This is a genomic window from Prevotella sp. tc2-28 (assembly GCF_900107705.1).
Classification (GTDB): Bacteria; Bacteroidota; Bacteroidia; order Bacteroidales; family Bacteroidaceae; genus Prevotella.
Genome location: NZ_FNRE01000002.1, coordinates 275,426 through 291,400, shown reverse-complemented (window position 1 = coordinate 291,400; position 15,975 = coordinate 275,426). Strand labels below are relative to the sequence as shown.

Below are 15,975 nucleotides of genomic sequence, written 5' to 3'. Positions count from 1 at the left end.
TAAGGTTAGGGTTAAGGTTAACATATAAACAGTAAAGGCTGCGATTAAGCGAGAGCAAATAAAGCTTGCTTTAGATTTGCCGAGCGTGAGCAGGCTCGATACGAAGTATCAACGGTAAACAGTAAACGGTAAACAGTAAACAGTAAACAGTAAACGGTAAACAAGAAACAGTAAACCAAAAAATATGAATTTACGAATATTATTATTAAGTTTTCTCCTTTGTTGTATGCACCTCACGGTTTCCGCTCAGATGAGCGACCAGCAGGTGTTGCAGTTCATTGCCTCAGAGGCTCGGGCAGGGACCTCACAGGCTCAGATTGTCACCAAGCTCATGCAGAAAGGAGCGAAGATCGACCAGATTCGTCGTTTACGCAATCAGTACGACGACCAGCTCTCCAAGCGTGGTCTTTCCGCTGCTGCCGATGGTGCTGTCCAGATGGCCACGCGCCGCATGTCAGGCAATTCTGATGGTACGACCTCCCAGGAGTTGAATACCGCCAAGGTAGGTACGTCAGGAACAATCGAGACCGATGCCAGTGCTGATGTGGAGAAAGTCGAGAACGACGTGCAGGCCACACAGGGCCAGGCACCTGATGCCGCTGGCAAGCGAGTCTTTGGTCGTGATATCTTCCGTCAGGCCAACCCCAATTTCCAGCCCAATGCCAACATGCCCATCCCCGACAACTATGTCTTGGGTCCCGGCGACCAAGTCGTCGTCGATATCTATGGCGCTTCCCAAAACACCATAATCCATACCATTAGCCCTGAGGGAACCATCACCGTTTCCGGTTATGGTCCTATCTACCTCAGTGGCCTCTCTGTAGCAGGAGCCCAAAAGAAGTTGCGCAATACGCTGGGTTCCCGCTATAAGAGCAGCGACCTCAAGGTGACCATCGGCAATACCCGTACCATTCAGGTGAATATCATGGGAGAGGTGCGTAGTCCTGGCACATATCACCTCTCAGCCTTTGCCAATGTGTTCTACGCCCTCTACCGTGCCGGTGGTACCAGCGACCTCGGTACCTTGCGTAATATCAAGGTCTACCATAATGGTCATCTGGTCACCGTTGTCGACCTCTACCAGTACATCCTCAACGGCCGTATGGCAGGCAATGTCCGCTTGCAGGACAATGACGTCATCATGGTGGAGCCCTACCAGGCCTTGGTGGGCATCACGGGAAATGTCAAGCGCCCCATGTTCTACGAGATGCGTAAGAACGAGTCGCTGTCCACCCTGTTGCGCTATGCCGGTGGCTATACCGGCGATGCCAACAAGAAGAGCGCCCGTCTGGTGCGCCAGTCTGGCGAGCACTATCAGGTGTATAATGTCAACGAGTTCGACATGGCCAATTTCACCCTTGAGGATGGTGATGCCGTGACCATTGACGGCATGATCAACCGTTTCGAGAACATGGTTGAGATCAAGGGTGCCGTGTTCCGTCCCGGCCAGTTCCATCTGGGTGGCAATGTGACGAGTGTCCGCTCGTTGGTCAAGGCTGCCGACGGACTGACAGAGGACGCCTTCACTGGTCGTGCCGTCCTGCACCGCCTGAAGGCAGACCGTTCGTTGGAGACCGTCTCCCTCGACCTGGCAGGCATCATGTCCGGTACGGCAGCTGATGTCCCCCTGCGCAACGAGGATGTGCTCTTCGTGATGACGCAGGAAGACCTCCGTCAGGAGCGCACCTTCACCATCACAGGTGAGGTGATGAGTCCCGGCACCTATGAGTATGCCACCAACACCACCATCCAGGACCTTATCGTCATGGCAGGTGGCTTGCGCGACCAGGCCTCCCTTGCCAAGGTGGAGGTCAGCCGTCGCATCCTCGACCCGTATGCTACTGCGAAGAGCAATGTCATTGCCAAGACCTTCACCTTCGATCTGAAGGACGGCCTCGTGATGACCGGCAGCCAGGGCTTCGTCCTCGAACCCTATGATGTTGTCCATGTCTATCGCAGCCCAGCCTTCAGTGCCGCCCGTAACATCTCCGTACGTGGTGAGGTCAACTACGAAGGCAACTTCACGCTGCCTACCAAGAAGATTCGCATCTCCGATGCCCTCAAGATGGCAGGTGGCATCACCGACGCCGCCTATCTGCGTGGCGCCCGCCTCGTCCGTCAGATGAACGCCGAGGAGCGCATGCGCGCCCAGTCCACCGTCAAGGCCCTGCGTAGCATTTTGACCGAGCGTGGCGACTCTATCTCCATGCAAGCCCTGGCAGCTGCAGAGAACACCTACCTGGTGGGTATCGACCTCGAGGCGGCTGTCAAGCACCCGGGTTCCGACAAGGACATCCTGATGCGTGAGGACGATGAGCTGTTCATCCCCGAATACTGTGGCATGGTTCGCATCTCCGGTGATGTGTTCTATCCCAATGTGGTCACCTACGAGGAAGGCAAGAGTGCCAAATACTATGTCAACGAGGCAGGAGGCTATGGCAACCGTGCCAAGAAGTCGAAGACCTTCATTGTCTACCAGAACGGCAATGTCGGTGTGGTCTCCAAGGGTGCCAAGCCCGAGCCGGGCTGCGAGATTATCGTACCCTCTAAGAAACGCCGCACCCCGCTCAACCTCGCAGGCATCACAGGCATCGGCACCTCTTTGGCATCCCTCGCCACTCTGATCATAGCCCTCACTAAACTCTAAATTTCTCATTTTCGTTTACAGTTTACCGTTTACAGTTTACCGTTTACCGTTTACCGTTTACCGTTTACAGTTTATTGTTTACCGGTTATTGGTTAACGTTTATTGTTTCCCGTTCCCGTTAAGGTTAAGGTTAGGGTTAAGGTTAGCGTTAACGTTAAGGTTAAAAATTTTTTCAAAATTTTATGAATATTGAAAATATTCAGGAAAAGGTTTCCTTTTCCAATGTCTGGCAAGACATGCTGAAGCATAAGAAACTTTTTTATAAAGTTCTCTCCATCACGTTCGTGCTGGCAGCTATTATCATGCTGAGCATCCCCAACTACTACAACTGTACCGTTATGCTTAGCCCTGAGTTGAGCAGCCGTAGCGGTGCCTCTGGTTTGGCCTCCCTCGCCAGCAGCTTCGGTGTTAATTTGGGTAACAATGGCGCAGGTTCTGAAGCCCTCTTCCCCACACTGTATCCTGACTTGGTCAACAGTACCGACTTCAAGACCACGCTCTTCCATGTGCCTGTCACCATCGAGGGCGATAAGGAAGAGGGTGAGGCAGACCGCACCATGTCTTACTACGATTACCTGAGCAACGAGCAGAAAGCCCCTTGGTGGAGTGCTGCTATGAAGGCTGTCCTCTCCATGCTTAAATCTGATGACTCCAAGCAAAACGATAAAGTCAATCCTTTCCGTCTGACTGAAGAGCAAGCAGACATCGTCAAGGCGATTAACAAGAATGTGGTCTGCGATGTCGATAAGAAGACCATGGTCATCACCATCTCCGTTACCGACCAAAACCCTGTTATCTGTGCCACGATGGCAGACACCGTCAAGAACCGCCTGCAGAACTTCATCACCGACTACCGCACTTCCAAGGTGCGTGTCGACCTCGATTACAACAAGAAGATCTACAAAGAGACCAAGGCCCGCTACGAGAAGGCACGTCAGAAATATGCCGAGTTCATGGACGCCAACCACGACATCATCTTGCAGACCGTCCGTCAGAAGCAGACCGACCTGGAGAACGAGATGCAGCTGCAGTACAACGCCTATACGCAGGTCGCCGCCCAGCTCCTGGCTGCCGAGGCTAAGGTACAGGAGGAGACCCCTGCCTTCACCACCCTGCAAAGTGCTACGGTCCCTGTTCAGAAGGAAGGTCCTAAGCGCACCCGTACCGTCCTGATTTTCCTCTTCCTCGCTTTCCTGGCTACTACAGTGTACTGCATCTACAAGGAAGGACACCTCATCCCCCTCTTCAAACCCTCCAATAGCCCGGAGGACGATCTTGACGACCTCTCCCTTACCGACCTTGCCCGTCTCCTTAAAGGCGACAAGGAATAAATTCTCTCGCGCACATTGCGCGTAATAGATAATTAAATTAAAAAAATAAATTATTGCCCCCCTATAAAGGGGGCAATGAATTTTAAAAAAGAAACAGGGATCCGTTGGCCGACCGTTTCCGCAGAGGTATTTGTTGTACGCACTTCTCATCATATCGAATCAATTTTAATTCTTTATCGGCTGCAAAGATACAAAATCCGCAAACACCTTATGTGACCAAAATGGTCACACAATCTGTAAAGAAATCCGAAATCCTTTCAAACTACTAACATAATTTAACATTTAGCCCCTCTCCAAATGAGTTAACTCATTTAATCGATCGAGTTAACTCATTCGATCCATCGAGTTAACTCACCTTTTTTCAGTCGTTAACGCACCCCCAAATACACAAAATATAATTACCCAAAATGTAAAAACCTTTCATAACCTAAATACCATAACGAAACACAGTCTTTTTGTAAGCTGTCAATTTTGACGTATTGTGTATGAACTGGAAAATGATACCGTTCTTCGACGAGTCAAGTGTACCAAAGAAACGATGAGGATTAGTTATAAGAAAGAAATCTATGTTGTTGGTTATTTAGTGGTACAATTGTGGATATTCAAATTACCTGATTATGGATACCTGCAAAAAGTCGTAGAAAGAATTCATGATTTACGTTATGAACTGGATGGAGTTCATAGTCATATCTCTTATTTGAAAATGCATCTCATTACTCGCAAACTCTTTCGTATTTGGCCAAGGTTTCGGATGTATGGTTGGATACTTTATAATAGGATTATGTTTAGGCTGATAGGTATTAAGTATGGACGAAATCTTAGGGTATATGACAAGGTCTGTATTAACGGTCGGGGGTGGTACATTGTTGGTGACGACTTTAGATTTACTTCGGGTGATAGTATAACCCCAATTTGTAGAAATATTAGAGGGGCACTGTACACAATGAATAAAGACGCTCGTATTGAAATCGGCAATCGGGTAGCTATCACATCAGCTTGTATATGGGCTAAAGAGTGTATCACTATAGGTAATGATGTAAATATTGGGGGGGATTGTCTAATCATGGATCATGATGCACATCCAATAGATTATAGATTGCGTATATCAGAATATGAAAGGCGTGTCGGTAAAAGGGCTTATGAAAAGACGATTGTTTCTGGCCCTATCGAAATAGGAAATGACGTATGGATAGGTGCTAGATGTGTCATTCTAAAAGGTGTTCATATCGGTCCTCGTAGTATCATTGCTGCTGGAAGTGTAGTGACAAAAGATATTCCTTCAGATGTAATAGCAGGAGGGAATCCGTGCAGAGTAATAAGACAATTAATGAAAAATTAGAATATATTTTAGGGTCGAGTTAACTCATTCGATCCATCGAGTTAACTCACCTTTTTTCAGTCGTTAATGCACCCCAAAAATACATAAAATATAATTACCCTAAATGTAAAAACCTTTCATAATCTAAATACCATGACGAGACACAGTCTGTTGGTACTCAGTATAAACTCAGCCTTCATCCCATTAAACGAGGAAAAAAATGGAAGTAATAAAAACAGCAATTGACGGTGTCCTTATCATCGAACCACGTGTATTTGAAGACTCCCGTGGCTATTTCTTTGAATCTTTCTCACAACGCGAGTTTGACGAGAAGGTGACTCCAATTCTTGGGCATACCATAAACTTTGTTCAGGATAATGAGAGTATGTCCTCTTATGGTGTAATGCGAGGACTTCACTTCCAGAATCCTCCTTATACTCAAAGCAAGCTTGTTCGTTGCGTGAAAGGTGCTGTTCTTGATGTGGCAGTTGACATTCGCAAAGGCAGCCCTACTTATGGCAAACATGTGGCAGTGGAACTGACTGAGGACAACCACCGCCAGTTCTTTGTCCCTCGTGGTTTTGCCCACGGTTTTGCCGTATTGAGTGAAACCGCTGTTTTCCAGTACAAGTGCGACAACTTCTATGCACCCCAGGCAGATGGTGGTATAAGCATACTTGATGATCGTTTGGGCATTGACTGGAAGATTCCAACTGATAAAGCCGTTTTGAGCGAAAAAGATACAAGGCACGCCTTACTAAAGGACTTTGATAGTCCCTTCTCAATTGATGTTGACTTGTATGCTAACTGCTAAAATATAACCGATATTATCGTAAAATGTCCGATATATCAGCAAATAACAAACGTATAGCCAAAAACACTATCGCCTTGTACTTCCGCACATTCATCACAATGATTGTGGGATTATATACGGGGCGTGTGATGCTTCATGCCCTTGGCGTTGATAACTATGGCATCAACAACGTTGTAGGTAGCATAGTTGCAATGTCTTCGCTCATTACTGCTACTATGTCAGCAGCAATCTCACGTTATATTACTTATGCCCTGGGAAAAGGTGACAAAGACCAGTTGAAGACGATGTTCTCGACCTCTGTCAATGCTCAGATTGTAATGTCAATAATCGCAATTGTCGTTTTGGAAATAGGTGGTCTGTGGTTCTTGAATACCGTTGCGCAAATTCCACAAGGACGAGAAATGGCTGCTTTCTGGGTGTTTCAATGTTCTCTAATCTCGCTGGCCATTGGCCTCGTCAGTTCCCCATATAATGCACTGCTCGTGGCACATGAGCGAATGGGAATATATGCATATACAAGTATTGCAGAAGCAATGCTTAAACTGGCTATATGCTTCATCATATTGGCTTATGGTGGAGATCGTCTTATACTCCTTGCCATCCTCACCGTTTTGGTAGGACTTGGAATGCGCATATTCTATGGATGGTATTGTGGTAAGAACTTTTATGAAGCTCATTATAGTCCAAAGATATTTGATAAAGGATTATTAAAAGAATTGACCGTGTTCAGTGGATGGAACTTGCTGAATAATGGTGCATACACTTTTGCAACTCAAGGCGTTAATATGCTAATCAATGTTTTCTTTGGAGTTGCATACAATGCCGCGAGGGGTATTGCTAATACTGTTAATGCCGCAGTGCAGAGTTTTGTGGGAAACTTTACTATGGCATTTTCTCCTCAGATTACCAAATCATATGCGTCAGGAGATAAGGCGTATGCTATCCACCTTGGTAATAGGGGAACGAAGTTTTCGTGGCTGCTGATGTACATTTTCATCGTACCTGTTTGCTGTGAAGCAGATACGCTTCTTAGACTTTGGTTAGGAAAAGCACCAGAATGGTCTGCTCTATTCCTTCGTTTTGCAATGTTCGAATCTTTGGCTGTATGTTCCGGACAGAATCTCTTTCGTCTTATTCAGTCAGATGGTCATGTAAAGAGTTACACCATTCATGCAGCAATTACCGCTGGTTTTATATTTCCTCTTACGTGGATAGCATATACTTTAGGGGCACCGGTATGGTTGTCGTACGTTATTTTCATTATAGATTTTGTGGTACTTAATCTGGTTAGGTTCTATGATATAAAAAAACTCATGCAATTCTCTATAAGACAACATATAAAAGAGGTCATAATACCATGTGTGATGGTATCTATTACTTCATTCATCGTCCCACTTGGTATATGTTACTATATTAATCCTGGTATAATACGCTTCTTGGTGAATGTTCCAATATGTGTTCTTTGGACGGTAGTTTGTTGCATATTATTTGGTCTGACCAAGAATGAGCGCAACTTCATTTGGGATAAGACGAAGTTGGCAATAGAAAGGATAAGAAAATGATGACTATTAGTGACAAACATAACTGTTGTGGGTGTTCAGCCTGCCAGCAAGCATGTCCTAAGCAATGTATCTCAATGCAACAGGATGCAGAAGGATTCTTGTATCCTCAGGTCGACACGTCAAGCTGTATAGACTGTGGCTTGTGCGAAAAGGTGTGTCCTTTCCTTCATCCTTACGAGTCAAGAACACCTATTCATTCTTATGCTGCCATCAATAATGATGAGCAAGTCCGCATGGAGAGTTCTTCAGGAGGTATCTTCACATTATTGGCTGAACAAGTAATAAACGATGGAGGAGTCGTATTTGGAGCGCGCTTTGATAAAAATTGGCAGGTTACTTTAGACCATACCGAGACAATAGATGGTCTTGCAGCTTTCAGAGGCAGTAAATATGTTCAGGCTTGTGTAGGAGATACGTATGCTAAATGTTCCAAATTTCTCAAGGCAGGAAGAAAGGTTATGTATTCTGGAACACCTTGTCAGATTGCTGGATTGAAACATTATCTCCGAAAGGAATATGACAATTTATTAACGGTTGATTTTGTATGCCACGGAGTTCCAAGTCCTAAGGTGTGGGAGAAATATCTTCACGAACTGGTCGAAACCGTAAATTTACAAGGAGTGTTAATGCGCGATAAGCAGCATGAAGGGTGGAAACGCTTCAATTTTGTCCTTGACTACAAAAAGGAAGGGAAGATGATTTCCTTGTCATCGTGGCACCAAAAGAACGACTATATGAACGCATTTCTTCGAGACATGATACTAAGACCCTCGTGTTATGCATGTAAAGCCAAGGAATGCCGTAGTCATAGTGACATTACTATAGCAGACTTCTGGGGTATCCAAAGCATCCGCCCCGCAATGGATGATGATAAGGGTACAGGATTAGTCCTGATTCATACCGCAAAAGGCAAAGGATATGTGCCTTTTGATAAGATGAAGTATAACGAGGTCACCTTCGAAGAAGGCTATCGTAATAACTCCGCAATATATAGAAGTGCTAAACCTTGGCCTAGACGTACAGAGTTTTTCCGTCAGCTTGATAACGAAGATGGGGTTGTAGAATTGATTCGTAAATCATTAAGGCCAACTGCCAAGATGTGCCTTAAGTCATTTACAAAAAAGCTGCTTACTTACCCTATAAGGATTGTTAGAAAAGCAATCTTCATAATGGGGGAGGGCAAAACTGAAATAACTCAAAGAAATATACATAAAGAAAATTTGAATGTAGTAGCCATTCCTGTTGCAATACTGCGAACTTATATGATTAGTTCTATTAAATTTCGTGATAAGCAGAAGGGGTGGTCACAATATAGTATTACAATAGAAATGCAAAAAAATGAAAATAGCATTATTAAACTTAAAATATGATAATAACTATGGGGGGAATCTTCAGCGGTATGCACTGATGAAGGTTCTTCAGGACATGGGACACGATGTAACCCACTTAAATCTCAGGTTTAATTATCATCGTCCATGGTATAAGATGCTTCTTTCACTTATAAAAATAATGGTTAAAAAGTTTTTCCTTGGTAAGGATGTGAAAATTCCTCGATGGCAGCATGCGCAACATACATACGAAGAGTTATGCTCTATCACCGAGCCTTTCTATAATAAATATGTTAAACATACGGAGCAGATCACCGATCTGCGCAAACTTAGCAAGTTCAACGGATTTGATGCATACTTTGTGGGTAGTGACCAGGTGTGGAGAAAAAGAATAGCAGGCGACTATATCAAGACAATGTTTCTTGATTTCCTGCCTAAGAATACGAAGTCTAAAAGAATTGCATATGGAGTGTCGCTAGGTGTGACAGAAAATGAATTTTGCAGCGAAGAGATAAAACAATTGTCAGACTTGTACCGACGTTTTGATGCAGTGTCTGTGCGTGAAGATTCTGCCTTAGACTTGTTTAAGTTGTATGGATGGAACGAACCTCAGGCCATTTGGGTACTGGATCCAACATTGCTTCTGTATAAGGAAGACTATATGCGGCTGATTGAAAGCGGAAATACTGTACAGCCTGAAGGCAATCTATTCTGCTATATTTTAGACAAGACTGATGATATGGATTCCCTAATCCAACAGAAAGCCAAAGACCTAAACCTGAAAGCCTTTGAATTAGGCCTGGATAAACCTGTAAGCATTGAGCAGTGGCTCCGGTCTTTTTCAGATTCAGAGTATGTAATTACTGATTCGTATCACGGATTGGTGTTTTCTATTATATTCAATAAGCCATTCTTTTTGATAAGAAATGAGTTTAGGGGAAATGCCAGGTTTGATAGTGTTATACGAATGTTTGATATAGAAGATGATTGCAGTGACAATTTGAATTGGAATTTGATTAATAAAACCATAGCGGATTACAGGGAGAAATCGTTCTGTTTCATAGCTAATGCAATGAACTAAAATATTAATTTTAATGAAGATAATATATTATAGTAGTTGTTTCTTTGCGGATTGTGATTTTCCTCTAATAAAGGAGTTACAAGATAAAGGTATAGACGTTAGGTATTATATTCCAATTGGATTTAATTTCCAAATAGCAAGTATTTTAGAGTTCAAACAACCTGTCCATAGATGGGGCATATATAAAGCGAAAAGTTTTGTAGACATGCAGATATATAAGGACTGTGTGGATTTAGACCGACTATATTTTATATGTGGGGATAAACCTGCAAAATGGTTTCCATTGTCATGGGTGTTGTGGATATGGGTGTATATTCATATGTTGCTTCAAAGAGCGGATGCTATTCATATCACCTGGCAATTTCAAGGATACGATATGATATTAAAATATCTACCATTTAAAGGGAAACGGTTTATGACAGTCCATGACCCTGTGCAACATTCAGGAATAAGAGGGCGATCTGATCAAGAAGAAAAGCGGAAGATGTCTATTAAATGGGCTAATTATTTTATGTTGCTTAATCATAACCAGGTTGACATTTTTACTAAAACTTATAATATTGAAAAAGGTAGAATCACAATTTCTAACCTTGGTGCATATACAAGTTTGCTCCATGTTAAGACTAATCCTGAACCAATTTGGGACAAGCCTTACATATTATTCTTTGGACAGATAACTCCTCATAAAGGTGTTGAGTATCTGCTTAAGGCTATGGTTCAGGTACATAATGAATGTCCAGATATAGGTCTTATAATAGCAGGTAGCGGGGAGATTTATTTTGATTATACTCCATACGAAAAACTTGACTATATTAGATTGCTGAATTATTATATAGGAGTGAAAGAACTAGTAAATTTGGTTGGAAATTCTATTTTTACAGTATGTCCATATAAAGATGCTACCCAAAGTGGTGTGGTTCAATCGTCATTGGTATTGAGCAAACCGGTTATAGTTACAAGGACGGGAAACATGCCTGAAATGATTAAAGAAGAAAAATTCGGTTGTGTTGTTTCTCCATGCAATAGTTATGAACTAACAAGTTCGATTATTGATTTGATAAAGAACCCGAGGAAATTAGACTGTCTGGTAAACAATATAAAAAATGAATGGATTCCCTCTATATCATGGGCTCCTATTGCTGACAAATATATAGAATTATATAATTCTATATCAAAATGATAATTTTGGTTTTTTAAGATTGGAAACAGAACTTTCGATTATCTGGAGCCATCTCTACACATACCGTCTAAGCGAGTGGCTAAGAAATAAGAGGAATATGCTCTATACCCTCTGGATTCGAAATTTTCTCGTTGAAGTTGGTGAAATTCTCTGTGATGTCAGATGTTGTGAATAAAATAATGAAATCTGTTATAAAAAGCATGTTAGGGTTCCTAATGTGGATGGTCAGTAAGATATATCCATACGCACTAAGCAAAAAATTACGTAGGTGTCGGAATCTCCTATATACGATGTGGATTAGGAATTTTATTGGTGATGTAGGTGAGAATTCCTGTTTCTGTTACCCTTTGCGACTGCAAGGTGGAGGGAGTAAGCGGATACATATAGGAGATAGAACAGGCTTCCAACCTTATTGTGTGCTTGGCTGTTGGGAACGTTATGGCAAGGACGAATGCTATGAACCAGAAATTATCATTGGAAATGATTGTAGTATAGGTGAATATTGCCATATTACGGCAATCAACCGTATTACAATCGGTGACGGATTGTTAACAGGTCGGTTTGTCTATATTGGTGACAATGCGCATGGCGGATTGTCGTTGGAAGAAGCTGAAACGCCCCCTGCTCGCCGTCATCTGACGTCAAAAGGCGAGATAAAGATTGGTCGAAATGTATGGATAGGTGATAAAGTCTCCATCTTCGGTGGTGTTACCATTGGTGACAATGTTATCATCGGTGCAGGATCTATTGTTACCCATGACATCCCAAGCAACAGTATGGCTGCAGGTATGCCTGCGAGGATTATTAAGCAATTATAATAAATTTTTAATGTATTTTTTTAGAATGAATTTATTAAGAAAGCTTGTTTATTATTTGATGCACGAAGATTATCATTTTGCTCGTAAAGGTGCAAACTGTTCAATTGGGCGAGAATGCATAATCAATTCTTCCTCTATGATAGAATTAGGCAACAATGTGTCCATTGGTCCAAGAGCTGTATTATATGCGATATATAAGAAGATTATATTCGGTGATAATGTTCTCCTAGGACCTAATGTGACGATAGTTAATGGCGATCATAGTATTAGAAAGATTGGTATTCCATTGATTAATAACCACGAGAAATTGCCAGAAGATGATGCAGATGTTATTATTGGGGATGAATCATGGATAGGAGCTAATGTTACCATCCTTAAAGGTGTAAATATTGGCAGAGGATGCGTCGTGGCTGCTGGAGCTGTACTTGTTAAAAATGTCCCCCCCTATACAATTGTTGGAGGTGTACCAGCAAAAGTTTTAAGGAATCGATTTACCTTAGAACAAGCTTTGCAGCATGAATCGATGCTTTACCCTATAGAAAAAAGATTATCAAAAGAAGAACTAAGTCATTTGAAATGATATATATTTATGTCAAAACCAAGATTAATTGCATTTTATTTACCACAGTTTTATCCTACGAAGGAGAATGACGAGTGGTGGCAGAAGGGATTCACAGAGTGGACTAATGTGGGTAATGCAAAGCCGTTATTTAAAGGACATTATCAGCCCAGAGTCCCTGCAGATTTAGGTTATTACGATTTACGAGTTCCAGAGGTTCGTGAAGAGCAGGCACAGTTGGCTCGTGAAGCCGGCATCGAAGGATTTTGCTATTGGCATTATTGGTTCGCAGGTCGCAGATTATTAGATAGGGTGTTCCGCGAAGTAGTGGAAAGTGGAAAACCAGATTTCCCTTTCTGCCTCTGCTGGGCAAATCACAGCTGGTATCAGAAGACATGGGACTCAACTAAGCCAGACAAACTCCTGATAGAGCAAACATACCCGGGAGTAGAAGACTATGTTAATCATTTTTATGCAATGCTTCCTGCGTTTAAGGATAAGAGGTATATAAAAGTAGACGGGAAATTACTTTTTGGATTCTTTTCTGCAACTGGTATAAGCAAAGAACAATTTCGGTTGTTTGCGTCAACATGGCAGAAATTAGCTCGGGATAATGATTTGGAAGGTTTCAAATTCTTCGGTTTTACCTATGATGCAGAAGAGTTTGATGAAATTTCCGAAAACGGATTTGATTATGTTACGATAGATTATCTTAATCATATGAAGCATACAGTTAATTTAGCAAAGAATGTTTTTAAAAGATTGTATCGTGACATTTCTGGTTGTCCTAATAAAGTTTATGATTATCAAGACTATGTAAAATATATTCTTAATAACTTTAATCCAAATAGGAAGAATCAGCTTCCTTGTATTTTGCCTAATTTCGATCATTCTCCAAGAAGTTCCAACAAAGCATTTATATTGCATAATTCAACTCCTGAAAGGTGGGAGATGTTATGTAAAAAAATGTTTAATATGATTTCTGACCGTCCGCATGAAGAAAATATAGTGTTCCTAAAGGCATGGAATGAATGGGGTGAAGGAAATTATCTAGAACCGGATTTGAAGTATGGGAAAGCTTATATAGAAGCTACTAAGAAAGCTATAGATAATGTGAAATAATAGCGTAAGTTGTCATTTTAATTGTAAGCTGTCAATTTTCTTTTAGAGAAAGCGAGTAAACTCGAGCGGACGTATTGTGTATGAACTGAAAATGATACCGTTCTTCGACGAGTCAAGTGTACCAAAGAAACGATGAGGATTGTTATAAGAAAGAAATCTATGTTGTTGGTTATTTAGTGGTACAATTGTGGATATTCAAATTACCTGATTATGGATACCTGCAAAAAGTCGTAGAAAGAATTCATGATTTACGTTATGAACTGGATGGAGTTCATAGTCATATCTCTTATTTGAAAATGCATCTCATTACTCGCAAACTCTTTCGTCTTAGGCCGAAGTATAAATTCTATTGGTATATAATATGGAATCGGATCTTTTTCTGGCTGCTAGGTATTGATTACGGCAAGCACCTTCGGGTATCTAATAAAATATATATTCTAGGGAAAGGAAAAATTATAATCGGTGACGATTTTAAATTTAGTTCTGGCGGCTGTATTAACCCGATTAGTCGTAATATTCGTGGAGCAATGTTTCTAATGACCCCTAAAGCAAGAATAGAGATTGGCAATAGAGTTGGTATATCATCTTCCTATCTTTGGGCAAAGGAGCGCATTACCATTGGTAACGATGTGAATATAGGTGGCGACTGTTTGATTATGGATAATGATGCGCATCCGATAGATTATGAGCAGCGGCGTAGGACCTACGTGAAAGAAGTTGGTGAAGAGTCCTATTACAAGACTATTGGTACGTCCCCAATAGAAATAGGTGATGATGTGTGGATTGGTGCAAGGTGTCAGATATTGAAAGGTGTTCATATCGGTGCTCGTAGTATTATTGCCGCAGGTAGCATTGTTACAAAAGATATTCCTGCAGATTGTATTGCAGGAGGTAATCCATGTCGGGTAATAAGAAATATCGATAGTACTTCTGGCTGTTAGTCTCATGTAAGCTTTTCTTTCTTTTGAATGAGAGCGGACTCAAGCGAACGGACGTATTGTGCAACGAAAATGGAGAATATACCCTTAACATATGGTTCGCAATTCATGGTTAAGACTTAATGGTTCTTTAATTTAATTTTTTCGCTCGTCGTCAAGTGCTTGATTTGTTGCATCGTCGTAGAAGAAAAACAACTCTAAAACGATGTTATAAACCTAGACGTCCGCTCGTGGTTACTCTCTTTCTTCTGAAAGATAATAGACAAGATTACAATTTAAAGTATAGGTTGAATCCCAATGCCATTGGTGAGATGATTATCGCCTATATGGACGAGTTGCGGTTTGCCTCAAATAGCAGGTGGGAATCCATCTAGAATAATTAGAAATGATAATGAATAAAATACTAGAGTACAGTTTGTCAATCCCCAAAAGTATATTCTTCTGTTTTAGATGTCTTTCTTTTAGAAATGCTTTGCATCTTCCTATTTTGATAAGATATAATGTCATGATTAAGAGCATAGGTGATATTGAGCTGAAGGAGGTAGGGTTTGGCTGTGTTAGAATTGGGTTTGGTGATGTCGGAATTTTTGATAAAGCTCATGAGCGCTCAATCTGGGATGTAAAAGGAAAAGTATCTTTTCTCGGGCATTGTTTCATAGGACATGGCTCTAGAATAGTGGTTGGCCCAGAGGGACAGGTAAAGTTTGGAGATTTTTTTAGATGTACTTCAGCCATGTCACTAATATGTTTTAAGGAAATCTGTTTTGGATATAGGGTGTTAGTTAGTTGGGATACTCTTTTCATGGATACAGATTTCCATTATGTCCAAGACCTCAGTGATAATACGATTATAGATAACAGAAAACCTATAATAGTGGGTAATCATGTATGGATAGGATGCCGCACTACAATTATGAAGAATACTAGAATTAATAATGATAGCATTGTTGCGGCTGGTACGGTCGTTGTTGGGCAATATAATGAAACTAATATTATTATCGGTGGATGTCCGTCTAGAATAGTGAAAAAGGGAATAAATTGGAAAGAATAATGTTCCATTATAATTGGAACGAGATAGTTTTTAATCAAATAGCCTTGGAAAGAGGGGACAATAGAGTTCTTTAACACCAGAGGAACGGGGGGACAGGTACCTGTTTCACGAAAACAAGAGTTAGCGATAATCAATAGTTAAGTTATGCCACGGCAGGCAAGAGAATCATCAGGAACTGGTATATATCACGTGATGATGCGTGGTATAAATCATCAGAACCGACGCA

Annotated in this window: 13 protein-coding genes; all 13 read left to right on the top strand. The window is 41.7% G+C overall.

What is annotated here, in order from left to right:
• Window positions 1-184: 184 nt before the first annotated feature.
• The 13 genes from BLU47_RS02960 (at window position 185) to BLU47_RS02900 (ending at window position 15,749) form a co-directional block, all read left to right on the top strand.
• Window positions 185-2,647 (top strand): SLBB domain-containing protein, encoded by a 2,463-nt coding sequence (locus BLU47_RS02960; RefSeq protein WP_218131530.1) that lies wholly within the window; start codon window positions 185-187, stop codon window positions 2,645-2,647.
• 182 nt (window positions 2,648-2,829) lie between these two features.
• On the top strand, window positions 2,830-3,978 hold the full coding sequence (locus BLU47_RS02955) for a GumC domain-containing protein (RefSeq protein WP_091958149.1): 1,149 nt from the start codon (window positions 2,830-2,832) through the stop codon (window positions 3,976-3,978).
• Between the two features lie 538 nt (window positions 3,979-4,516).
• Complete coding sequence (locus BLU47_RS02950) at window positions 4,517-5,317, top strand: acyltransferase (RefSeq protein ID WP_255402066.1); 801 nt, start codon at window positions 4,517-4,519, stop codon at window positions 5,315-5,317.
• A gap of 199 nt (window positions 5,318-5,516) precedes the next feature.
• Window positions 5,517-6,110, top strand: a complete 594-nt coding sequence (gene rfbC, locus BLU47_RS02945; RefSeq protein WP_091958147.1) for a dTDP-4-dehydrorhamnose 3,5-epimerase — start codon at window positions 5,517-5,519, stop codon at window positions 6,108-6,110.
• A gap of 23 nt (window positions 6,111-6,133) precedes the next feature.
• Window positions 6,134-7,672 (top strand): MATE family efflux transporter, encoded by a 1,539-nt coding sequence (locus BLU47_RS02940; protein ID WP_091958144.1) that lies wholly within the window; start codon window positions 6,134-6,136, stop codon window positions 7,670-7,672.
• Window positions 7,669-9,042, top strand: coding sequence for a Coenzyme F420 hydrogenase/dehydrogenase, beta subunit C-terminal domain (locus tag BLU47_RS02935; protein ID WP_091958141.1), 1,374 nt, complete (start codon window positions 7,669-7,671; stop codon window positions 9,040-9,042). The genes BLU47_RS02940 and BLU47_RS02935 overlap by 4 nt, the downstream gene beginning before the upstream one ends.
• Window positions 9,011-10,081, top strand: coding sequence for a polysaccharide pyruvyl transferase family protein (locus BLU47_RS02930; RefSeq protein WP_091958139.1), 1,071 nt, complete (start codon window positions 9,011-9,013; stop codon window positions 10,079-10,081). The genes BLU47_RS02935 and BLU47_RS02930 overlap by 32 nt, the downstream gene beginning before the upstream one ends.
• Window positions 10,082-10,094: 13 nt before the next feature.
• Window positions 10,095-11,261, top strand: coding sequence for a glycosyltransferase family 4 protein (locus BLU47_RS02925; RefSeq protein ID WP_091958136.1), 1,167 nt, complete (start codon window positions 10,095-10,097; stop codon window positions 11,259-11,261).
• Window positions 11,262-11,806: 545 nt separating this feature from the next.
• Window positions 11,807-12,079, top strand: coding sequence for a DapH/DapD/GlmU-related protein (locus tag BLU47_RS15075; protein WP_255402065.1), 273 nt, complete (start codon window positions 11,807-11,809; stop codon window positions 12,077-12,079).
• Between the two features lie 25 nt (window positions 12,080-12,104).
• Window positions 12,105-12,659: an acyltransferase gene (locus tag BLU47_RS02915; protein ID WP_091958134.1), complete on the top strand. Its 555-nt coding sequence runs from the start codon at window positions 12,105-12,107 to the stop codon at window positions 12,657-12,659.
• A 9-nt stretch (window positions 12,660-12,668) separates the two neighbouring features.
• Window positions 12,669-13,760: a glycosyltransferase WbsX family protein gene (locus BLU47_RS02910; RefSeq protein ID WP_091958131.1), complete on the top strand. Its 1,092-nt coding sequence runs from the start codon at window positions 12,669-12,671 to the stop codon at window positions 13,758-13,760.
• Window positions 13,761-13,876: 116 nt separating this feature from the next.
• On the top strand, window positions 13,877-14,701 hold the full coding sequence (locus BLU47_RS02905; protein WP_255402064.1) for an acyltransferase: 825 nt from the start codon (window positions 13,877-13,879) through the stop codon (window positions 14,699-14,701).
• A gap of 388 nt (window positions 14,702-15,089) precedes the next feature.
• Entirely contained in the window at window positions 15,090-15,749 is a 660-nt protein-coding gene (locus BLU47_RS02900; protein WP_176780423.1) for an acyltransferase, read from the top strand.
• The last annotated feature ends 226 nt before the right edge of the window (window positions 15,750-15,975 follow it).